Origin of the sequence: Marisediminitalea aggregata (assembly GCF_900129565.1) — a bacterium.
Lineage (GTDB): Bacteria > Pseudomonadota > Gammaproteobacteria > Enterobacterales > Alteromonadaceae > Alteromonas > Alteromonas aggregata.
Window position 1 is genome coordinate 193,221 of record NZ_FQWD01000001.1, and the last position, 22,365, is coordinate 215,585.

Sequence of the window (22,365 nt, forward strand, 5' to 3'; positions counted from 1 at the left end):
GATTGGCCTGGTTGTCATATTTAGTTATTCACAAAACAGAAACCGACAGAGAACTCTGCCGGTTTTCGCGACCTGCAAATACCTTTATTTGTGTTTGAAAGCCAAGTTATATTCAACATCGGTTACCAGCTCTGAGATCCGTTTTAGCATTTTCATTGCGTCGTCTTTGCTACCAACAATGTCGACCAAAGCTGACCGAAAAGCCTGTTGCTCCATAGTCTCTTCAAACGACAGCGTAATCGGCCCACGTGGGTTGGGAAAAATAATCGTAAGCTGGACGCCACCTGTCAACATGAAATAAACGGTGGGCACGGGAAGCTTTGCAGCTTTATATGCAGGTATCAGGTTATTCAGAATGATGTCTTTCACTTCTTCGTAATGCCCCGACTTCACCGAATAAGCGCTGACGTACACGTAATCTACATTTTCCCTGACTTTATCTGCCGCCTGAGCCGATGCACAAAAACACAGCCCAAAGATGATGACGAGCATTGCGTTAAATTTACCTTTCATGGTCTTTCCTTACTTTGATTTTGTTAAGGTTCACAGTCACTCACTACTAAAAATGACAGTGCAAAAGTAAAAAAGCCCGGCATGAAAATCCTCTCAAAAACCTGAAATATTCCTGAAATCTCTTGCCCATTTGCCTCGACGACCATTGCAAACGCAAATAACAATTATTATCATCAATAAAAATTCGGTGATGGAACTCCTATGAATAATACCCGCATACTCATAATCGAAGATGACGTAACACTCAGTAATCAGGTTTCCCGTTTGCTCACCGAAAAGGGCTTCCACACTTCGCAGTGTTTTGACGGTGAGAAGGGGTTGCTTACCGCCCTTCGCGAACGCTTTGATTTAATCCTTCTGGATATCCTGCTGCCCTCGTTAAATGGCCTGTCTTTGCTCAATCAGCTTCGACAAATCAAGCAAACACCGGTGATGATGATTACGGCTTCAGGTGCCGAACAGGAACGAATAGAGGGGTACAGAAAAGGGGCTGATGACTACTTGCCGAAACCCTTCAATTTTACCGAAATGATGCTGCGCATTGAAGCATTGCTTCGACGCAGTAAAGCCAGTCTTTCGCCACCGCAATCAAGTGCGGTATTGCAAGTTGATCAATTACTGCTGAACCGTGTGCAACAACGTGTGACCTTTAATGAACAACAAGTGGAATTAACACCGATTCAATTTAAATTGCTCTGGGTATTGGTCGAGAATCAACAGGAAGTGCTCAGCAAGGCGTTCTTGTATCAAAGCGTCCTTGACCGCCCGTTCAGTCGGTACGACCGTAGCCTGGACATGCATTTAAGCCGCGTACGCAAGAAACTCGTAGACGCTGGTATGCTGGCTGATCGATTAGCGACTGTGCATGGCAAGGGCTATCGATTCCAATGAAAAATAAACTGTTCTGGCGTTTATGCACGTTTATTGGTCTGGGTACGGTATTGTTATTCTGGGCAATCGACTGGCTCACTAACCACACCGAAACCAGCATGAGTTTTATCGATCAGCACTATCAGCAACAGCTGTTCGATTATGGGAAGAAAGCAGAAGACATCCTCATAAACGAAGGCGAAGAGGCGCTAGCGAAGTATATAGAAACACTTCAAGCAACCGAGCAAACCTGGGTAGCGGTTGTCCGCTCAGATATTACTCCATTTGCTGGCACCACTATGCTGCCGGCTTTTATTGAGCGGTTTCAATATGGCCGCAGCCCGGAGTGGAAGATTCATTTGTATTTTGAAGAAAATCCGGTGATGGAAGTGCCTTTTGTCGACAAATCCACTCACTTCCTTATTCAGCTTCCTCAGCGAATGCGACCCGGAGGTATGCTTATGACGGTGCGCCTGTTACTGCAAATCGCTCTTCCTTTGATATTGCTAAGTGCGCTCAGCTATTTACTGTACCGACATGTAATGGGACCTTTGAAGCAGCTTGAAAAAGCCACCAATGATTTTAGTAAAGGCATGCTCGATGTCAGGGTGACGCCTGCACTGTCCGGACGAAATGATGAGCTCACCAGACTGGCGAATACCTTCGACCAAATGGCAGAGCGAACCAGTAGCCTGATTGTAAACCAGCGAAGTTTACTGGCTGATTTGTCTCATGAGTTACGTACACCGCTGACTCGAATCGACATGGCGCTGGATTTTGTTGAGCAAGGGATCAGCCCTGAGCAAGCATTAGAGCGATTGCGTTACGAAGCTGCGACTATGCGGGAACTGGCGGAAGATACACTGACCTTCGCCTGGTTGGACACCGAATTACCGAGCTTACGCTCTGACAATTTCGATTTAACAGAACTATTAAACGTGATCTGTGATGATGCGCGCTTTGAATACCCCCATCATACTCTCAGTTGTCAGTTACCCGACACTGCGCCGATAACCAACAGTAGTCAGTTGGCTTTGGGTCAGGCAATTGAAAACATTATTCGCAATGCACTCAGGTATACCCCTGCAGAGGGCGAAGTAAGCGTGCTGCTAAAGCGCACCTTGGATCATTATTCGGTTGTTGTTAGTGATGAAGGGAAAGGCGTGCCTGACGACATGCTAACGGATATTTTTAAACCGTTTTTCCGGGTGGATAAAGCCCGTTCCTCGTCTAATGCACCCTCGACGCATAGCGAAAAAAGAGCGGGGTTCGGGCTCGGTCTGGCGTTGGCACAACGTCAAATCACCGCGGTTGGCGGCACCATTCACGCCTCAAACACCACAGATTCACACGGCAACAAGCAAGGCCTGAAAATGCAAATTTTGCTACCCGTCTAGCGCTTTTTTGCCAAGGGCACTAAACGCCGGTAGGCAAGCACGGTGCCGGTATACACCAGTATACAGGCCAGTAGTGAAACCAACCCCGCCACTGTCTGGCCAACAAAACCGAAGTATTCACCGGTATGTAAAAAGCGCGCAGTTCCCCATGCTTGTCCGCCCGCAGACCAGTCTGATTTTCGCAGTACCCGGGTTATGCTGGCATCGCGGGTATCGAGGTACAGTGAATAAGCCAGCTCTTGTCGATGCCCAATACTCTTGTCGATATAGAAGCGCGCGACATGGGTCTGCTTACCGATTTCCATCCACATGGAGTACCAGTCCTGATAGCCATTTTCGTCTGCATGTGTTTTTGCCAAACCAAATAATTGCTCGTATGACACAAGATCACCAGCCAGATTCTCAGGCTCAGGATGCCGTTCTCTCGCTGGTACCTGTTCACCAAACGCGCTATACAGCGCCACATTTGCCCACTTAAAATGAAACAAAGTGGCGGTAGAGGCAATCACCAACAGTGCCGGTAAGCTCCAAATGCCAAACACCAGGTGCCATTGGCGGTGTTTGTGAGGGCGACTCATATACTGCTTAGGTAACCAGGCTACTTTTTTCAAGTGTGTAACAGAAAGGCGTTTGGGCAACCACAAATAAATGCCCGAAATAAGTAAAAACAGAAACACGAGATTGGCATAACCATTCACTGTTTTACCGATGACTTTGTATTCGCCTTCGAGCAATAAATACCGATGTAAATCAGTGACGATATGAAAGAACTCACCGACTATCCCTTCACCTTCTCTTAATACCTCACCGGTGTAAGGGTGCAGTAAATAACTGTGCATGCCAGCCCAGGCCGGAATCGCAGCACCCTCTCGGTTAACCCAGCGCACAAATATATGAGGCTCATCAGGGTGCAGACGTTGCAGCGTAGCAACCACGTCATCCGTACTCAGGCGAACCGCGTTTAAGTCAGGGTCGACACCATAAGTCATTTCGCTGAGTTCTTTAAACTGACGCTCATACGTTAACAACACGCCGGTTGCCGACATCAGGAAAATAAAAATCGCGGTTACCAACCCAACCGTCAGGTGGGTCGAGAAGACCCACTTTTTAAAGGACATAGTTTTCACTGTGCAGGTAGCTGTGAATTAGAACGCATAGCTAACCGACAGGCGAATATCTCTGCCAGCTTCATAAGGCCCTCTGACACTGGCAAAGACCTCACTGTAATCACCCACACTGGAATGGTCGAGATAAAGCTTATCAAACAGGTTCGTTACCGCCAGGTTCACCTGTAACGACTGGCTCACTTCCCAACTGCCGTAGATATCAAACAAGGTATAACCCGCTTTATTCAACGTATATAAGGCATCTGTCCAACCGTTTTCCAATGCCTGATGCAGGGTATCTATGTCGATATCATCTACGTAAGTTAAATTGACTCCCACGCTGATTGCAGCCGTAGCCTGATAGTCGGCACCCAGTACCCAGGTATTACCCCGGCTGTTCCCAAGACCAACAAATTCATATCCGTTTACATGGATGGTTTTGTAAGGAACGCTATATAAGTCGCTACGTGGTGAAAGCGCCACATCGACACTGGAAAAACCGGCATAAATATCAACTGACTCCCAACGGTATGCCAGGTTGATCTCAACGCCCGACGATTCCAGTTCGCCAATATTATTATAAACCGCATTACCTGGATAACCGCTGAAGATCACATCGTCGATTACAGACTGATACACACTAAACCGGGCTTCCAGATTATTCGCACTGTATGCAGCAGAAGCTTCGATATTGGTCACTTTTTCAGGTGTAAGATCGCCCGCCACAACCGGAATATCTTCGCCATCGTAAAGGTACTCATCAATAGTAAAACCATCGCCAATTTCCTTGCCTCTGGTGGCCTGAGCAAACCCAAGACCAAGTGTCCAGGCGTCAGACAACTGATAGGATAAGCCAGCATTCAGGCTAATTTCATTGTCATCCAAGCCCGCGGCTGTGTCTGTCACGGGAGTGCCGTAGTACTCTTCTAACAAAATCTGCTGCTGGAAGTCATAGCTGTCATAACGCAGCCCGTAGCTAAGTAATAGTGCAGGCGTTATTTGGCTATGCGCCTGCGCATATATTCCAATTACACTGCTCTCTTCAGAATTTTGTACCGCGCCGTCTGCCGGGCCACTCTGAACCTCATCTTTGCGATAGTCGGTCCCGTACACAAAAGTATGGTCTGTCGTTTCTTGAGTATTTCGGATGTCAAAACCCACGGTGTCTATATCAGCCAGCCAGTCGAATCGGCCGCCTCGAAATGCTGAACTGGTAGAGTAGGCAGTTGCTTCCATGAACCCTAACGCACTGTGTTCCCAACGGTAATTCGCAACATAGGTGTCACGTGATGCTTTACTCGGGTATAACGGTGCACCTTCCAGCACAACCCAGTTTGGGCGGGCCGAAAACGCACCCTCTTCTTCACGTTGCTCAACGCTAAGAGACAGGTAGTGATGCTTGGCAAGTTCACCGCTTGCTTTTACAAACAATAAGTCCTGATCAGCGGCGGTGCCGTAAACTTTATCACCATTGCCGTCTTCCATGTCATCGCGGTCGACGGTGCTGTAGTAACCCAATAGTCCCCAGGTGTCCGAAAGGTTGCCGTAAAGGCTCCCGCTGTAACGGGTGCCGTCATTGGAAAAGTAGCTAGCTTTTACCTTGCCACCGAACTGCTCACCATCCGCCAATAAATCCTGCGCGTCTTTGGTTTTAAACCGAATAGAGCCGCCAATTGCACCGGGCCCGCTGGTCGCCTCACCAGCACCGGCTTGCACGTCAATTTGCTTTAATAAGTCTGGGTCCAGAGTTACACGACCAATGTGATGGAACAGTGTGGAGGTTTGCTGTGCGCCATCAACAGTGACATTCAGATAGGCGTCTTCAAGACCGCGTACATAGATTTTCTGGGCAACGCCCACAGAGCCACCCACGCTAACAGACGGAGACTCTCGGAATACATCGGCTAAATCATTGGCCTGAAACTGTTCGATATCCTGCGCAGTGATACTCAAATTGGTAGATGCCCCCACAACAGCAATATGCTCAATGGCTTTTTGCTCTTCGTTGGTATCCAATTCTGCGGCGACAGCACCTGACGCCAGTGAACACACAGCACCAGCTAATACTAAATTTTTCAAGGGAATGTCCTTCTGACTCTACATCTTACAAATAAGAAGCATTCTCATCTTACTGCTAAACAAAGGACAGTACTTTTACAACTGTTACATTCTGACCACCAACCCAAAAGGCCGCGTAATTCGTCTGAAAAGCCAACAATGGCATGCGAACAACAGTATTAATAGGTTGAATGACACCCGTATTTTATACGATAATGATAATAGTTATCATTATCGTATAAAAATCACTCTTCAAGGACTACCAATGCGCCATTCCGCCATCGCGATTGCTATTTTTTCTGTGCTTAGCACCGCTCAACCCGCTTATGCTAATGACACATCAACAGAATCTGATATTGAAACCATAGAAGTGACCGGGCGTGCTCAGCAGTTTTATTTGGACAGCAGCACCCGGGTGGGCACAAAAACCGACTCGGACATCATGCTCATTCCACTGTCAGTGCAAGTACTTACTCACCAGCTTATCGCTGACCAGGCGGCGCGAGACATCACCGATTTATACCGCTCAATCGCAGGTGTCAGTGAATTCAGCTACTCCGGCATCACGTTCCGAGGTTTTCGCGATGATGCCAACGTCTTTTATGACGGTGTTCGGGGGGACCCTTTCTCAGGTTTTAGCGTGCCACAATTATTTAACGTAGAACGCGTCGAGGTGCTCAAAGGACCCGCTGCGGCACTTTATGGGGGTGGCGAACCGGGTGGTATGATCAATTACGTGAGTCGCCAACCCACCTTTAACGAACGACGCAATGTCACAGTGACAGGCGGTAACTTTTCACTGGCAGGCGCCTCTGCCGAGTTTACCGGTGGAATTACAGACTCTGTGGCGTATCGATTCGGCGCTTTTTATGAAGCTCAGGATAGCTTTCGCAACAATGCAGACGCTGAAAACATTGAGTTAGCTGGCGGTGCATTGTTTGTACTGGGAGACAGTACCCAACTTACAACGACTTACGACTACATAGTGCAAAACCTGGGCGGCAACCGGTTGCGTGGTGTGCCGGTAGACGACAATGGTAACTTTTTGGTGAGTCGCAGTTACAACGCCAATGAAAAAGTAGATTATCAGGACCTTGAAGCGCTGGTATTACAAGCTAATTTGCAACACGATTTTAGCGACAACTTTACCTTCAACGGTACCCTCCGTTATCTGGATAACGAGCGCGAGCAGGCCTATCACGAGTCGCGCAGCTGGGTAGACGTAAATGGTGATGGCGTTGCCAATATTGATGACCAGACTATCCGCCGCGAATACCGCAAACAGTACCGTGCAAATGACGAGCTAAGTCTGACGCTTGATTTTGTTTACGACTTTGAAACAGCCGGTATCGATCACCAGTTCCTGTTTGGCGGTGACTATCATAATGTCGAAACTGACTACGACTACTACCGTGCTCGCTATGAAGCCGACGGCGTTGCAAACCTGAATATCTTTACCCCTAACTACGGCGAAACCGATCCGAGTAGATACAACCTGACCAATATGAATCGCGATGGGTTGAAGCGTGAACGTGCCAGTCTTTACTTGCAGGATAAACTGCAATTCTCGCCAGAATGGGCGCTTATGCTAGGGGCCAGACTCGACCACTTTGACGAAAAAAGCATGGATACCGACACCCAGTATTCAGACACAGACATCTCGCCTCGCGCAGGCCTGATCTACACGCCATCTGCCGCTACTACGGTATATCTGAATCTCTCGCAGAGCTTTAACCCGGTGGAGCCGGCAGACTTTGAAAACGCAGGTGCAGAGCCGCTGGCCCCGGAAACAGGTGAACAAGTAGAGCTGGGTATAAAGCAAGCCTGGCTGAATGGCCGTATTATGACAACGCTGGCGGTGTATCAAATCGACAAAGAAAACCTGGTGATTAACAACCCTGACTACGATGAAGGTGTTAACGACGACGTTGAGCCGGCACTAATCAATTTTGGTCTGGTTGAAAGTAATGGTGCAGAGTTTACTCTGGTAGGTGACGTAACCGACACCATCAGTGTTACAGCAAACTATGCTTACAACGACACCCTGGTGGTAAGTGGCAGCACCGGCAACACCTACGATGGCCGCCGTTTCGCTAACTCCCCCCGCCATCAGGCTGGCTTCTGGGCGCGTTACGACATTGCAGCAATTGATTCATCGTTTGCAATGGGTGTGGATTACGTGAGTGAGCAAATCAGTCTTAATGGCCAGCGCGTTAAGCCCTTCACCGTGTTTGATGCCAGCTGGACCACCCGTTGGGATGACCTGCTCCTTAGCGTAAACGTGAAAAATCTGTTCGACAAAGTGTATGCAGTGAGCGGCTTTAGCGAACGCAATGGTCACTTCCCTGGCGAGCCTCGCGAGGTTGTAGTGCAGCTTAGCTACGATTTCTGATACTTTTCGTGCAACAGCAACCTGTTAGCTGGCTGAAACGGACGTTAGCAGTCAATGAATAAACAGACATGGTACAAATGGCACAGCTACGCGGGTTTTCCGCTGGCTGTGTTTTTGTGTTTCATTATGTTCACCGGCACTCTGGCGGTGTTGTCACACGAGCTTGACTGGTTAAGCAACCCGGCAATCCGTGCGCCTGCTTCCAACCAATCGCTAGACTGGCCAGCGTATTATCGCAACGTGCTGAACGTCGCCAATGGCGATCGCATCTATCAACTGTCGGCCCCGCTACATAATGGTTTTGCCGCCGAAGCGATCTTGATCGACAAACATGCACAGCGCTACCGCGTTTTCTTCAAGCCCGATACCTATGAATACACCGGTAATGGCGCATGGTTTAACTGGCAAACCACGTTACGCCGCCTGCATCGCCACCTTATGCTGCCGCTAAATATTGGGCTGACTATAGTGTCTGCCACGGCCTTTTTATTGTGTGTGTCCCTCATTTCCGGACTCGTGCTGCACCCACAGTGGTGGCGAGGTCTATGGCGGTTACCCCGGCAACATAACCTACGGGTGTTCTGGGGGGATTTACACAGACTCACCGGCTTGTGGAGCAGTTGGCTTCTGGCCATCATGGCCGTAACCGGGCTGTGGTATTTTGTTGAGAAATACGGCTTAGCTGCCAGTTATCCAGACAATGCCCCCGTCACCACTGAGGAAGCAAAAGAGACTGCCGTGCGGGTTCAGCCTGATGTATTCGAAAAAGCCATCAATCACGCTCATGCAATAAGACCAGATTTGCGGATCACCTCGGTGTTTCTGCCCGTTAAGCCAGGCCAGCCAATTCGCATTGACGGCCAGGCAGGCCATATTCTGGTTCGCGACCGGGCAAATAACCTGATAATCGACCCGGTTAGCGGTGCACTGTTGTCAACACGTGAAGGCAGCCAACTGTCCGTGCATGCGCGTATATCCGAAGCCGCGGACCCGCTGCATTTCGGTACCTGGAGCGGGTACTGGAGCAAAAGTCTGTACTTTGCTTTCGGTCTGGTACTTACCAGCCTGTGTGTCACCGGCACCATTGTGTATGCCCATCGAATTCGCAAATGGCGACGGGGTCTAACACCACCATTACTGCCTGTTATTGGCGCAGGTATCACCTCTATGAAAGTCGGCGCGTTGGTGTCGTTTGCCCTAATAGTGACAGGTCTTGTACTCACCGCCTCTACGCTGGCAGGGCTGTAGCTTTCGTTTTAGGTATACAGTTGCACCATAATGATATGCCAGCGCATATAGAGGCATGTATTTTCAGGTGCTATAGTACACAGACTACATTGACAGGCCTTGGACATGGACAACAACGATGAGCTGTACAATGTCGTTGAAGTGAACTCTGCACAATCGCTCTCGCAGGTTCGCCGGCATCGGTTATTACAAATTTGTGCAGTCAGCGCACTGGGATTAGTGGCTTCTTTGCTGGTTGCCCGCGGTGTTGCGTTTACTATTTTTGCCAGTGGATTAATCTCCCTTCTTGTGGCATTTTTACTGGCCTACCGACACAAGGTTCAGGCCTCCTCTTTCGTATTATTAAGCGCTATGTCGGCCATGTTATTTGCGCTGGCCCTCGTTGGTGCCGGGCTGTTTGATATAGCAATTATTGGCTATCCCTGTCTGTTAATTTTTGCCGCTATATTGGGTGGCGTCGGCCTTTTTGGCACATTACTGACCCTCACTATTGTTCAATGCTCTGTGCTGGTTTGGCTTAATTTGAGTGGTCATGTTGTTCCAAGTACCCCCAAATTAAGCTGGGAGCACCTGATATTTGTGCAGGTCATTTTTGTTATTACCGGGTTCAGCGTGTATGTGCTGGTGCGCGATATCAAACAGCTCATGCTGTCCTTACAAAAAGAACACGATGAGGTGCAGTTGAGTCGTAAACAGATCCAGCATCTTGCCCACCATGACCCGCTCACTCAGTTGCCGAACCGCTTGCACGGAGAACAGTTGTTTCAGCGCTTGTTGAAGGACTTGCGTAAAGCCAACAAACAACTGGCGCTGTTGTTTTTAGACCTGGATAACTTCAAGCCTGTGAACGACGCACTAGGGCATGTTGCCGGTGACATATTATTGGAAGAACTGGCTGCGCGGCTGAGCAATTTGCTGAGTAAAGATCAGTACCTGATCCGCTTTGGCGGCGATGAGTTTTTGGTGCTGACCCCGTTCACAAACGAACAGAACAATCACTTGTCGTTGACCCAGTTCGTGAATACTTTATTAGCGGAGTGCGCCAAAGAATTTGAAGTGCAGCAGAACCGCGTAGTAGTGTCGTCGTCCATCGGCATTGCCCTTGCCCCGCAACACGGTGAGCATTTTAAAGAACTTTGTCGCAAAGCAGATATCGCGATGTACAAAGCGAAAAGCGATGGCCGCAATACCTATTGTTTTTACGCCCCCGAGCAGGATGCGCATAGCGAAGAGCGATTTACGCTGCTCCAAAAGCTACGCAGTGCCGTTGCCAATAAGGATTTCGAGCTGTATTACCAACCCATCATTGACCTCCACACCGGCCGCACAGCTTCCGTGGAAGCGTTATTACGCTGGCCACAAAGCGACGGCAGTATGATAGGGCCGGACAAGTTTATTCCTTTGGCTGAAAGTGCCGGCGTAATAAATACACTGGGCAGTTGGGTAATTGCGCAAGCTTGTTTATTTTGTGCTTCTCAGCGAGAAAGAGGGCACTCGGATTTACGCATTGCCGTGAACATCTCGGCATTGCAATTTAATGATGGCATGCTGAAAAGCTATGTGGAAGAAGCGTTAGCTACAGCAAAACTGCCACCCGAGGCATTAGAGTTAGAACTGACAGAATCGTTATTTTTAAATGAGTCGTCAGCCATTCTGCAACAGCTATCCGCGTTAACCGATATGGGTATCACAATTTCCATTGATGACTTTGGCACAGGCTATTCAAACTTGGCCTATTTGCGTAAATTTAACGCCTCTACGTTAAAAATTGACCGTTCATTCATTCACCCTCTCACCAGTGACGACAATGATGTGCCACTTGTTCAGGCCATGATCACCATGGCCTCCAGCCTGGGTATGCACACCATTGCCGAAGGTATCGAAGACGAAGCGACCAAACAGATGCTGATTGAAATGGGCTGTCAGTTGGGCCAGGGATACCATTGGTCCAAACCGTTAAATGAACAGGAAATCACTGACAAGTTGCGTAACTAATTTGCTCCAGCAGGCTTTTATCGTGGCGTATCAGCGCAACTTACTCTGCATGCCTGAATAGCCAGCCCCTCACACACAGAGTTAAACGCGTCATTTTCGAGCAGCGGTAACCCCGCCAGTAGCCCGTTAGACAATGTGTCACGCAGAATAGGAGACAAACTCATGCCGCCGGTGATCATAACTACCTCTGGTTTTATGTCGGTTTGAGCCAGACATTCTTCTATTAAACGAATCACCTTACTTAGCCAGGATTTCATGGACAGAGCTAACATTTGATTGTCGATGCTAATACTGAAGTCTGGTTCTATGTACGGCAAAGGCAAAGTAATTTGCGCTTTCGACGACAGTAGTTCCTTAGCCATCCGCGCCGAGTTCACGACTCTGGCCGAGAGCTTTTCTTCCTGAATGATCAGCAGTCGCTCAAGTAATTCAGGCTCTTTAACAATCGACTTGGTTTGCATGATTTCCAGCCCGTATTCGTCTGAAAAGAAACGAGTGAGCTTGGGAATATCATCCACGGCGCACATATCAGAAAAATAGGTGGGTGGCACAGGTAATCCATTTTGCATCGACAGTCCTTGCCCCAGATGCGGCGCAATGGCTTTTAACACCAGGTTTTTATCGCACTCCATGCCGCCCAGACGTTTGCCCGTTACACCCAGTACCGGGTTGTTGTGCTGTTCTGGCTGCGCTGACTCAGGGCCTAATCGGATACAGCAAATATCGGTTGTCCCGCCGCCCACATCTACCACCAGCGTAGTGGTTTCTGTTGCTAACGTGCGCTCAATTCTGTAGGCAGCAGCGATAGGCTCTTCAAGGAAGCTAACATGTTTGAACCCGGCCAATGCTGCAGCTTGCTGCATGATATTGATCGCTTGCACATTGCCGGTCTCGCCACGTGTTCCGTGGAATTTTACCGGCCTGCCAATGACCGCCGTATCGACGGCTTGCTGAAGCTGTGCTTCTGCACATTCACGAAAATAACCAAGCTGTTTGGCTATCATGCCAACAAACGCTTCCTGCTGCTGGCTGTCCAGGCTAGCCCCCAGGAAGTTCTTTGGTGAATAGATTAACCGTCCCTTTTCCGGTGTAGCCAGAAAACGTCTGAAGCCTTCTTCACCAAAGGCAAAGGTACCGGTTTCCACTAACTGCTTAAGCGACAAATCCTGAACGGTGAGGTCTTTTAGCAGTAATTGAATGGCGCGCTTTTGTAGCCCCGGGCGGTCGTGAAACTGACCGCGCAGGCTTTCTATCCTGTCGCTGTAAACCTGCTGTTCGTTGGGATCCTGAGCTTCATAGAAACGTTGCTTTTCTTTTTCGATTTGCTCACCGATAGTACGCTGTAGCTGTGCCACTTTGGCTTCAACAATCTCATCTGGCGGCGTGGGCAATTCGTCCGGGTAATATATAAAAATCGACGAGCGAATTTTATTCCCGTCTTTTACCTGAGGATCGAGTTTTACATGAGAGTGATGATTACCGTCAAAGAAGACCACTTCCGAATTAGACGTACCGTAATCAATACCTATTGCCGCCATGATTTGCCTTTATTACTTAGATTAACGCGTTTCTGTTTGAGAGTGCGTGCTTGTACTTTGTCATTGTTGCGGGGGATCATGACTGACTAACAATAAAGTGCAATCCATTTTTCTGTTTTCCCACGTCAATATTGACGACATCACCACACGGGAATTAACGGAAAGTTATAGAAAGGCGACTTGCAATCGCCTTTTCTGGTCTTAAATACCGGGTTTCGCGAAGGACTATTACCCCCTATAGCGAGCCGGTTAACAATTGCCCCAACACGGGTTTGAAGGATTTGCCGACTTTAAGCCTGACCTGATTGGCCAGCAGCACTGAGTCCGAATCTTTGCCTATTACACAATGGTTATGCACAACGTAGGACTTATGAATTTGCGTAAACGCGCTTTCGGGAAGCGCAGCCACCAGCTTTTTAAGTGTGCTGTTTACCAATAACATTGAGTCGCCCAGCCACACTTTCACATAGTTACCGTATGCCTCAAGGTAGCAAATATCATTGAGTAGAATACGCCGTTGCTCGCGTTCGACTTTTACTACAATGTGATCGGGAATAAGTTCAGAAACCGTTTGAGAGGCCGCAGGTACCTGGTCGGAAGCCGCGCGCTGGCGAACTTTGTCCAGCGCCATTGATAGTCGTTCGCCACTGACCGGTTTGAGCAGGTAGTCGGTAACATCCAGTTCAAATCCTTCGAACGCATATTCCTGATAGGCGCTAACGATGACGACTTGCGGCCGGTTAGCCAGCACCTTTAACATCGCCATTCCATTTAACATGGGCATGTTAATATCCAGCAGCATCAGATCGGCCTGATTTGATGCTAACCAGGCTAAGGCTTCCGTTGCGTTATAGCATTGCTTTACCACTCGCATATCGTCGTGATTAGCCAGATGGTGCAACAGCACCCGGTGCGCCAGTGGCTCATCGTCTATGATTAACACATCTAACACGGTGCCAGCTCCATTTCCAGACGGGTGTGCCATACGTCTCCCTTCGCCTCACTGACCAACAAATGCTTCTGCGGGAACTGCAAGGCCAGGCGGCGTTTCAGGTTATCCAGCCCTAACCCGCTGTCACCCTGCGCATCTGAAGTACGCGTATCGATTGCAGCTTGGGATGCGGGTGGTAACGGATTCATACATTCAACCACCAGCGTATTGTCTCGCAGGGTGACAGACAACGTAAGCTCACAGGGTTTAGGCGCTTTTTCAATGCCGTGTTTGAAGGCATTTTCCAATACAATAATCAGCATGAGTGGTGGTATCGACCAGTCTTCGGCCTTTTCAGGCCATCTACAGTTAAATTGGCAGTCTGCGGTATAACGCATCCGTTGTAGCGCCAGATAGTCCTGAAGGTAGCCAATATCCTCGCTGAGAGACACCCGCTCCAACTGCCCCTTGTACACGGTGTAACGCAGTAGCCCTGCCAGCTTTTCTACCATTTCCGGAGCCTGCTCAGACTGCTCCAGACACAACGCATAGAGATTGTTTAGCGTATTGAAAAGAAAATGGGGATTCACCTGTTGTTGCAATAATTGTAACTCAGTGCGGGTTTGTTGCTGAGCAATCGCCGCCAGTTTAGCGCCTTGAGACTGACGCTCAAATGCCAGAATAAGCGGCGCGCTGAATACCAGTAACCAAAATGTCAGCTGGTAGTTAAAAGGGTCGAACGGGTTGTGATTTTCAGACGGAATCAAGGTAAATTCGGCGACATTGTTGAGTGGCATTAATAGCAACAAGGCACACACGGGCGGACTGAAAACCAGAATAAACACCACACAACCAGCCAGGAATGGCACTATGCCATGCACAGCCAGCAATTGCCGGATCAGGATGTAACGATTAAACCAATACACACAAAATAAAGCGCCGGCCATTACACCGAACTGCCAGAAATAATGCGTAAACAAGGGCAACTCGTTTACTATCTGAGCGAAGTCAATGATCATTGCCAGAGGTTGGTTGATCATCGGGTCCACATTGTGCAAAAACACACCTGCCATGGTAAATGTCCAGATCACCAGACAAACAGCCACCATGGTGTCCAGAGACAGCAGCGTCGACAGCCAGCTGCTGGCACCCTGAGTAACCCGTCCGAGCAGGTGATGTAAAAACCACATGCCACTGGCTCCGGCAGCCAGCATATATCCCTGTCCACCCAATAAATGCCAGTCATTAAACGTTGCACTGTGATGGGCGAATGCCGTCGCCGCCAGAGGGTACCCTACGAAACCAGCCAGCCAAAACAGCAGTGCTTTTATTCTGTGACTGTGCCATGCCGCATAATGAGCAATGAAAAAGGGCAGCATTTCTAACAGAAGCTGGCCGTGTGTATGCAGCAGCAAAAGCGGATCAGGTGTTCGGAAAGACACAAAACGAATGGAGGCTTCAAGTAGCACGGCCGCCAAAACAGGTAATAACAGCAACCCGTTTTTGCGTAATTCAACAGTCATTATTCGCTCCCAATGCCACACGTTGCCAATACATTTCCTGGTAGTTTGCAGCACGTTGGCCATCAGCTCACGCTTTGCATGACGAAGCTACGCAATTTGATGACGAAAGTAAAATTCCGCCAGCCATCCCCCTGCATGCAAGGATAATTACAACAAACTATACGGTTGTCACCCCATTCCGCACGTTAGTCATTCATTGCTCCCCCTTTCTGCAAGCTAGCTCTAAAGTAACCGGGTAATTTACACCAGGGACGTAAACACGATGCTCTCATTACAACAAGTTAGTAAAACCTATGCCGACGGGACAGTCGCCCTCGACAGTCTGTCACTGACACTCCCGTCAGGTATGGTGGGCTTACTCGGCCCCAACGGTGCAGGTAAATCAAGCCTGATGCGCACTATTGCCTGTCTGCAAACGCCGGACAGCGGCGACATTCTTTTTAACGGCACAAGTGTGCTGGCATCGCCTCACTTGTTGCGCCAGCAACTGGGGTATTTACCACAGTCTTTCGGGGTGTATCCTCACATGAGCTGTGTAGCCTTGCTACATCACATAGCCGCGCTCAAAAACATATCTCGATCGAAGGCTCGGTCCCAAATAGATGAATTGCTCAGCATCACAAACCTGACTCAGCATGCCGGCAAACGGGTAAGCACATTCTCGGGCGGTATGCGTCAGCGCTTTGGCATCGCGCAGGCGCTGTTGGGCGACCCGCGCATTCTGATCATGGATGAACCGACCGCCGGACTGGATCCACAAGAAAGACAACGTTTACACGGTATGCTCATTTCGCTGAGCAAAAATAAGCTGGTGTTACTGTCTACCCACATTGTGGAAGACATTGAACACCTTTGCCCCCACGCCACACTAATGATGCAAGGGCGCATTGTTGACAGCGGTGCCATGCATTCACTGATTTCGCCTATGGAAAACAAAGTGTGGGAGAGCGCCTCCAAGCCCGACAGAGGTGTGCTGCTGGGCGAGCATTATCATTGCGGTCAGCCAGTGTGGCGATTGTTTAATGACGAACAACCCACCCCGGATGCAGTATTAGTTAACGCCACCCTACAAGATCGGTATTTTTATAAATTAGCCCTACAGGTGAAAAGCCATGTTGCTCATTAATGAATGGCGACTGTACTGCCGCCAACCAGTGGTTTGGTTATGTCTGCTTGGGTTGCCCGGATTATCGGTACTACTGACGCAAGGTTTGTCGGTAGACGATGCACAACTGGCAAAACGCCTCACTCTGGTAAATATTACCGTGCTCATGATGACGCTGCCGATTGTGATTGGCGCCCTCACCCCTGCCATACTCATGCGCGAGCAACTCTACCAGATGCAGGAACTCACAGCGGCGACGCCCACCAATGAACGTAAACGGCGATATTATCAGCTCATGGGATTGTTAAGTCTGGTTATCCTGCTTTGCTTTGTTTCAGCCTCGTTGCAACTATTGGTATTGTCTTTTTATGGGTCGTTTGATGCCATACTCCTGCTAACCGGCTTAAAGAATGCGCTGGTGTTAACTCTGCCCGCTTGCGTTCTCTACTGTTCGCTCGCCCTGTACGCAGCACAATCTGCCAAAAGTCCGCTGACGATTTATGCGCTGTTTGCGTTGTGCTGGGTAGGCTATGTCATGCTCGCTTCAATTACCGGCTCACCTGTGCTGGCAGGTAGCAGTATTCTCAACCCCATCCTGTATCAGGCTATGCTGCTATTTGACCCGCTTGGCTTTACGGCTGTTTTCGACCAGTACCAATCCGGTGCCCCCCAGTGGGCCATGTCGATGGGAATAGTCACCAACCGTTTGATTTGGCTTTTCATATCCGCATTTGTTATTCACCGCACTTTATCTGCCCCATCGCAAATATTGTTTACCGCGCCTTCAAGCACAGGGCTATTCAAGGTGTTTAGCCTGTTTTCAGCGGCGCTAACACAGGTTCGCCGACTTGTGTTCTCAGACAAAGTGCTTTCAAACACACTGATTCCAGACATAGTGCAGCAATGGCGTTACTCCCCGTTTGGGGCCCTGTTTTCGGGGATGTGCAGTATTGTTATTCACAACTGTATCTTTGTGTTCATCATACTGTTTTATGGCGGCGCCGTGTTTTCAGAAGTGCTGGCAGGCATTGACTACGCGGAGTTTGGCGCGGTTATTACACCGCAAAGTAGCGATGCGCTGAATCGCGTTGCCTGGGATATTCTGCCCTTCGCAGGCTGCGTATTAATGGCGCTGTGGAGCTGGCAGCTCGGTTGGGAAAACCAGCGTCATCGCGTCGCAGAACTCATTGCCGCCGCGCCGGTTACCAATGTTCAACTTATCCTGGCGCAGGCAGCTACGTTGTTCGTTGCCTGGTGTATCCTGCTTGTGACTACAGCATTGGCTACCGCAACCAGCCAGTTGCTGTCGTCGAGTGCAATTGAGGCTGGTACCTACTGGTTAGTGTTGTTGATGGGAGGCGCTCCCGTCTTGTTGTTTGGCTGGTTTTGCCTGGCACTACATCATCTGTTTCGTCACTCTCTGACAGCTGGCGTAGTCGGACTACTGCTGCTGATCGTGAAGTTCACGCCGGTACTTAACCTAGCCGGTATATCTCACCCACTTCTGGACTTTGCCGGTACGCCACTGCAACCCCTTGATGCATTGATTGGCTTTTCAAGAAGTGCATCCACGTTTGCCCCCTACGCCTTGGTGTGGGTCATTTTGACGCTGTCTGCGCTGGGATTAGCAATCATCATGAGTCATCGTGGCACTGGCCTGTCACTGGTGAAGTGGCGACATTTACCGGTTGCCGGTTTTCTTATAGCGGGCCTGGTGGTATGCACGGTATCTGCCTTTCACCTGCTACTGAAAAGCGAAAAGCCGCAGATGTCTGCCGATGCACGTTACGCACTGCGCGCCGACTATGAAAAACAATTCGCACACTGGGACGCTGTTCCGCAACCTATTGTTACGCATATTGATGCCAAAGTGGATTTTTACCCTGAAGCTCGTCAGGCGTCACTGTCTTTGGACATGCAATTAACCAACGTAACTACCAGCCCCATTACAGAGATCTTAATTGGTAGCTTTCCGGGTTTTACCCCACAAACATTAACGCTGGACGGCGCTAACCTGTCTTTTCAGGATACGCAATTACACCAATACGTATTTACCGTGGCAGCCCCGCTTATGCCGAAAGACAGCATAACACTGCACGCCTCTATACTGGTGGACGGCGCACGCCTGTGGCTCCCCGCAGGTCATCAGGTGCTGTTACCAGAATTCAGCTATTTGCGCGCCATTCCAATGCTGCCATATGTGGGCTTCAATCGGCAGTACACGCTGCGTGATGAGCAAACCCGACTCCAGTTTGGCTTACCCGAACTCAACATGGCGCAGCCAAGTACATTTGCCCATCACCCACCGACAACCAAACCTTCGTCGCGTCCGATTACGCTTCACAGCAAGGTTTCCGCTCCGCTTTCACACAGTGTGGTAGCGCAAGGCACCAAGGTACACGAATGGCAGCAAGATGGCCGTCGGTATGTGGAATTTAAAACAGTCACCCCCATTCGCAACATCCCGGTATGGCTGACATCGATTCAGACACCACTGTCCAGTGTCATTAAACTCAGTACACACTCAGTCAACGTGCATTATATTGGACTGGGAGACACGCTAACCGGCGCACCGTCTTCCGATGCTCATGCCATTCATAAGCTGGCAGTAAGTGATACGCTGCAGTGGTTTTCCAACACTCTTATCCCCTACCCGTACTCTGATTTGTCGCTGGTATTTATTCCCGAAATCGGCCCGAGTGGCTATGCACTGCCCCTAGTTATCTTAATGTCACACCGACTCGCCGTTAGGGCAAGGCCGGCGGACGATGCCGGGTTTGATCAGCGCTATCGAAGAACAGTGCACGAGGTAGCGCACCAGTGGTTTGGTCATACGCTGGGGTATGGCGTAGAGGAAGACGGGTCATTTTTAATTGAGTCATTGGCCAAATACACCGAGTTGGTGCTGATTGAACAACGATTTGGCAAATCGGCCATGCAGGCACTCGTTGAGTACGAAAAAACACGGTATCAGTATTCTCTTCGTGGCAGGTTAACGTCACAGCAGGCCATTATTGACGCCACGCATTCTGCGGATGTGTATTCCAGAGCGACCATAGTGTTCGCTGAATTACGCGAACGGCTGGGAGACAAAGTGATTGTCGATACATTGAATGAACTGTTTGCGAAAAACCAACCGGGATTCCACAGCGTCACATCGCTGGACTTTGTTCATGCGTTATTAGCGCGAGCACCTGATGAACACCAAAACGCGGTGCGGGCCTTGCTATTAAGTGGCGAGACTGATTTGTAGATATCGATTTGAACTGATCGCTATCCACGCGGATAGCGATATTTGTCGATGACAACAGGCTTCAACAAACTAACGGATGAGACCTTGCACTCGCATGCTATCAAGCAAATGCTGACAATGCTGCGTTAAATGTTCTCTTAACTTTCGTATAGCAGGAGTTATTAACTGCCTGCTCGGGCAAATCAGCCATAGCTCGGTTGGAGGAGCTGTAAACTCCTGCAATATCGGTACTACGCGGCCGCTTAGTAAATCCGTTGACATATCGAGTGCTGACTTCATGGCGATTCCCTTTCCCGATACACACCATCGCCTCACCAGGTCAGCATCGTTGGCCGCTCTGTTTCCCCCTACCCGAACCGGAAATTTTTCTCCGTTGCGAGTAAACGTCCAAGCGTGATGAAGTGTGCCTTTCAACTCATAGAGCAAGCTATTATGCGACGTTAAATCAGAGGGGTGTTCTGGTCTGCCGCATTGCGCCAGGTACGCGGGCGATGCACAAACGACTCTTGGTACGTCGCAGATTTTGAAACCGTAAACGCTCTCGTTGTTGTAGGGTATGTAACGTAACGCGACATCCAGAGGAGCGCGGTAAAAGTCGACATTACTGTCACTAACGTGCAGTTTTAGCGACACCTTCGAATAGCTATCCATAAACGCATCAAGCCATTCCAGCAGAATATTCCGGCCCAAATCCGATGGGGCCGACAGCCTGATCTCGCCTTCAATAGTACCCAACATATGTTTAGATTGCTGTTCAACCTGATTTAGTAAGGCAACGGCCTGTGCGAGTTGTGACAGCGCTTGTTCACCAGCGCTGGTGATTTTCAATTTTCGGGTTGAACGCTGAAACAATGTCACGCCCAGCGATGTTTCTACCCGCTTTACGGCCGCACTGGCAGTAGCCACGAGCAAATCCATACTCTCGGCTGCCTGCTTAATACTTTTCTGCTCGGCTACTTTTAGAACAATTTTCAGATCGTTTACATTCATATTATCAATTTATTTTTGATACTGAACAAAAGAATAAGCTGTTTTTAATTAACAAAACAAGATCTACACTGCATTCAATTCTGATAACACCACAAGGTAACGTTATGAAAGCGATAGGTTATAAAACTGCGGGCTCCATAGATGCAGCCAATGCACTAGAGGACATTGAACTGGATAAGCCAACAGCGACGGGCAGGGATATTCTGGTAAAGGTATCAGCCATTGCCGTAAACCCTGTTGATTTTAAAATTCGTCAGAATGTGTCCCCAACCGATGATGAGTTTAAAGTGTTGGGCTGGGATGCAGTAGGAGAAGTTGTCGCTACCGGCGAAGAAGCTCATCTATTTAATCATGGTGACAAGGTTTATTATGCCGGCGATCTGACTCGTCCTGGCAGCAACGCTGAGTACCAGCTTGTAGACGAGCGGCTAGTCGCTAAAAAACCGGCTTCCATCTCTGACGCCGAAGCCGCAGCCATGCCACTAACCAGCATCACGGCCTGGGAACTGTTATTTGAACGCCTGGCCATTCCCAGAAGCTCAAACTCAAAAGCGACCTCGCCGGACGTGCTGTTGGTAGTTGGGGCATCTGGTGGCGTTGGCTCCATTTTAATCCAGTATGCCAAGGCACTGACAAACGCGGTCGTTATTGCGACGGCTTCTCGCCCATCTACACAAAAATGGGTGAAGGAATTGGGCGCAGATTTCGTTATTGATCACAGCCAATCCCTGGTTGAACAGATCAATGCACTGGAAATCGGGCCGGTGACTCACGTTGCCAGCCTGACACATACAAATTCATACCTCGAAGCCTATGTAGATGTTCTAAAACCCATGGGCAAAATCGCGTTAATCGATGATCCAGAGACGCTCGACGTTAAAAAGCTCAAAGCCAAAAGTATCTCACTACATTGGGAGTTTATGTTCACACGCTCAATGTTTAGTACTGACGACATGATAGTGCAACATCAACTGCTCACTGAGACCGCCGAACTCATTGACCAGGGCATCATCAAGTCGACCTTAAACCAAACGATGGGAAGTATTAATGCTCACAATTTGCGCGAGGCACATCGCTTGTTGGAGTCCGGTAAGGCCATAGGTAAAATTGTGCTTGAAGGCTTTGATAGCTGATTTAGCGCCAAACAGCTTAACGGGTATGCCACCAGCGCATACCCGTATAAATACTAATTAACATAAGACTAATCAACCTCACACCCTATCGCTACCTGCAGCACCTTTTAGCTCTAAAAATCCCGATCATGTCTGTTCAGGGCTTCTGTGTAATGGTGCCTCGACCCGGGGTCGTAACTCACGGTTACCGGCAGGGATATGCTCTTTCATTTTTCTTAAGCTGAAACAAAAAACCCCGACCATTTCTGATCAGGGCTTCTGTGTAATGGTGCCTCGACCCGGGGTCGCAACTCACGGTTACCGGCAGGTGACA

The 22,365-nt window shown here is 49.2% G+C and carries 15 protein-coding genes; 8 read left to right on the forward strand and 7 right to left on the reverse strand.

Annotated elements, in window-relative coordinates:
• Window positions 1-84: 84 nt before the first annotated feature.
• The gene (locus tag BUB81_RS00855; protein ID WP_073316870.1) at window positions 85-513 is read right to left on the reverse strand and encodes a hypothetical protein; all 429 of its coding nucleotides are present in this window, start codon (window positions 511-513) and stop codon (window positions 85-87) included.
• A gap of 201 nt (window positions 514-714) precedes the next feature.
• Here BUB81_RS00855 and BUB81_RS00860 point away from each other — a divergent pair, with 201 nt between their 5' ends.
• Together BUB81_RS00860 and BUB81_RS00865 are read left to right on the forward strand one after the other, a co-directional pair.
• The gene (locus BUB81_RS00860; RefSeq protein WP_073316876.1) at window positions 715-1,404 is read left to right on the forward strand and encodes a response regulator transcription factor; all 690 of its coding nucleotides are present in this window, start codon (window positions 715-717) and stop codon (window positions 1,402-1,404) included.
• Window positions 1,401-2,780, forward strand: a complete 1,380-nt coding sequence (locus BUB81_RS00865; RefSeq protein ID WP_073316877.1) for a sensor histidine kinase — start codon at window positions 1,401-1,403, stop codon at window positions 2,778-2,780. The genes BUB81_RS00860 and BUB81_RS00865 overlap by 4 nt, the downstream gene beginning before the upstream one ends.
• Here BUB81_RS00865 and BUB81_RS00870 read toward each other — a convergent pair.
• Window positions 2,777-3,898, reverse strand: a complete 1,122-nt coding sequence (locus tag BUB81_RS00870; protein WP_073318572.1) for a PepSY-associated TM helix domain-containing protein — start codon at window positions 3,896-3,898, stop codon at window positions 2,777-2,779. The two genes, BUB81_RS00865 and BUB81_RS00870, sit on opposite strands and share 4 nt — an antisense overlap.
• 27 nt (window positions 3,899-3,925) lie before the next feature.
• Complete coding sequence (locus BUB81_RS00875; RefSeq protein WP_073316878.1) at window positions 3,926-5,965, reverse strand: TonB-dependent receptor; 2,040 nt, start codon at window positions 5,963-5,965, stop codon at window positions 3,926-3,928.
• A gap of 244 nt (window positions 5,966-6,209) precedes the next feature.
• Here BUB81_RS00875 and BUB81_RS00880 point away from each other — a divergent pair, with 244 nt between their 5' ends.
• The 3 genes from BUB81_RS00880 to BUB81_RS00890 all read left to right on the forward strand — a co-directional run bounded on the left by BUB81_RS00880 (window position 6,210) and on the right by BUB81_RS00890 (window position 11,579).
• The gene (locus BUB81_RS00880; protein ID WP_073316879.1) at window positions 6,210-8,336 is read left to right on the forward strand and encodes a TonB-dependent siderophore receptor; all 2,127 of its coding nucleotides are present in this window, start codon (window positions 6,210-6,212) and stop codon (window positions 8,334-8,336) included.
• A 54-nt stretch (window positions 8,337-8,390) separates the two neighbouring features.
• Window positions 8,391-9,584: a PepSY-associated TM helix domain-containing protein gene (locus tag BUB81_RS00885; protein ID WP_073316880.1), complete on the forward strand. Its 1,194-nt coding sequence runs from the start codon at window positions 8,391-8,393 to the stop codon at window positions 9,582-9,584.
• A 105-nt stretch (window positions 9,585-9,689) separates the two neighbouring features.
• Window positions 9,690-11,579, forward strand: a complete 1,890-nt coding sequence (locus tag BUB81_RS00890) for a putative bifunctional diguanylate cyclase/phosphodiesterase (RefSeq protein ID WP_073316881.1) — start codon at window positions 9,690-9,692, stop codon at window positions 11,577-11,579.
• Between the two features lie 17 nt (window positions 11,580-11,596).
• On the opposite strand, the gene BUB81_RS00895 is transcribed toward BUB81_RS00890, so the two are convergent.
• The 3 genes from BUB81_RS00895 to BUB81_RS00905 form a co-directional block, all read right to left on the reverse strand.
• Window positions 11,597-13,117 (reverse strand): Hsp70 family protein, encoded by a 1,521-nt coding sequence (locus tag BUB81_RS00895; RefSeq protein WP_073316882.1) that lies wholly within the window; start codon window positions 13,115-13,117, stop codon window positions 11,597-11,599.
• 235 nt (window positions 13,118-13,352) lie between these two features.
• Window positions 13,353-14,102, reverse strand: coding sequence for a LytR/AlgR family response regulator transcription factor (locus tag BUB81_RS00900; protein WP_245819092.1), 750 nt, complete (start codon window positions 14,100-14,102; stop codon window positions 13,353-13,355).
• Complete coding sequence (locus BUB81_RS00905; RefSeq protein ID WP_073316883.1) at window positions 14,063-15,571, reverse strand: sensor histidine kinase; 1,509 nt, start codon at window positions 15,569-15,571, stop codon at window positions 14,063-14,065. Before BUB81_RS00905 ends, BUB81_RS00900 begins: the two co-directional genes overlap by 40 nt.
• Window positions 15,572-15,833: 262 nt before the next feature.
• On the opposite strand from BUB81_RS00905, the gene BUB81_RS00910 reads away from it, so the two are divergent.
• Window positions 15,834-16,697 carry an ABC transporter ATP-binding protein gene (locus BUB81_RS00910; protein ID WP_073316884.1) on the forward strand — a complete coding sequence of 288 codons (864 nt, stop codon included), beginning with the start codon at window positions 15,834-15,836 and terminating at the stop codon, window positions 16,695-16,697.
• On the forward strand, window positions 16,684-19,929 hold the full coding sequence (locus BUB81_RS00915) for a M1 family aminopeptidase (protein WP_073316885.1): 3,246 nt from the start codon (window positions 16,684-16,686) through the stop codon (window positions 19,927-19,929). The genes BUB81_RS00910 and BUB81_RS00915 overlap by 14 nt, the downstream gene beginning before the upstream one ends.
• A 69-nt stretch (window positions 19,930-19,998) precedes the next feature.
• Here BUB81_RS00915 and BUB81_RS00920 read toward each other — a convergent pair whose 3' ends face one another.
• Window positions 19,999-20,919 carry a LysR family transcriptional regulator gene (locus BUB81_RS00920; protein WP_073316886.1) on the reverse strand — a complete coding sequence of 307 codons (921 nt, stop codon included), beginning with the start codon at window positions 20,917-20,919 and terminating at the stop codon, window positions 19,999-20,001.
• 104 nt (window positions 20,920-21,023) lie between these two features.
• Between BUB81_RS00920 and BUB81_RS00925 the strand changes: the two genes are divergently transcribed.
• On the forward strand, window positions 21,024-22,052 hold the full coding sequence (locus BUB81_RS00925; RefSeq protein WP_073316889.1) for a zinc-binding alcohol dehydrogenase family protein: 1,029 nt from the start codon (window positions 21,024-21,026) through the stop codon (window positions 22,050-22,052).
• The last annotated feature ends 313 nt before the right edge of the window (window positions 22,053-22,365 follow it).

Bases quoted from the DNA above. Each gene is read 5' to 3' on its own strand.
- BUB81_RS00890 (WP_073316881.1), top strand. From the start codon at position 9,690: ATGGACAACAACGATGAGCTGTACAATGTCGTTGAAGTGAACTCTGCA.
- BUB81_RS00925 (WP_073316889.1), top strand. From the start codon at position 21,024: ATGAAAGCGATAGGTTATAAAACTGCGGGCTCCATAGATGCAGCCAAT.
- BUB81_RS00920 (WP_073316886.1), bottom strand. From the start codon at position 20,919: ATGAATGTAAACGATCTGAAAATTGTTCTAAAAGTAGCCGAGCAGAAA.
- BUB81_RS00865 (WP_073316877.1), top strand. From the start codon at position 1,401: ATGAAAAATAAACTGTTCTGGCGTTTATGCACGTTTATTGGTCTGGGT.
- BUB81_RS00855 (WP_073316870.1), bottom strand. From the start codon at position 513: ATGAAAGGTAAATTTAACGCAATGCTCGTCATCATCTTTGGGCTGTGT.
- BUB81_RS00880 (WP_073316879.1), top strand. From the start codon at position 6,210: ATGCGCCATTCCGCCATCGCGATTGCTATTTTTTCTGTGCTTAGCACC.
- BUB81_RS00885 (WP_073316880.1), top strand. From the start codon at position 8,391: ATGAATAAACAGACATGGTACAAATGGCACAGCTACGCGGGTTTTCCG.
- BUB81_RS00910 (WP_073316884.1), top strand. From the start codon at position 15,834: ATGCTCTCATTACAACAAGTTAGTAAAACCTATGCCGACGGGACAGTC.
- BUB81_RS00900 (WP_245819092.1), bottom strand. From the start codon at position 14,102: ATGGCACACCCGTCTGGAAATGGAGCTGGCACCGTGTTAGATGTGTTA.
- BUB81_RS00915 (WP_073316885.1), top strand. From the start codon at position 16,684: ATGTTGCTCATTAATGAATGGCGACTGTACTGCCGCCAACCAGTGGTT.
- BUB81_RS00870 (WP_073318572.1), bottom strand. From the start codon at position 3,898: ATGTCCTTTAAAAAGTGGGTCTTCTCGACCCACCTGACGGTTGGGTTG.
- BUB81_RS00860 (WP_073316876.1), top strand. From the start codon at position 715: ATGAATAATACCCGCATACTCATAATCGAAGATGACGTAACACTCAGT.
- BUB81_RS00895 (WP_073316882.1), bottom strand. From the start codon at position 13,117: ATGGCGGCAATAGGTATTGATTACGGTACGTCTAATTCGGAAGTGGTC.
- BUB81_RS00905 (WP_073316883.1), bottom strand. From the start codon at position 15,571: ATGACTGTTGAATTACGCAAAAACGGGTTGCTGTTATTACCTGTTTTG.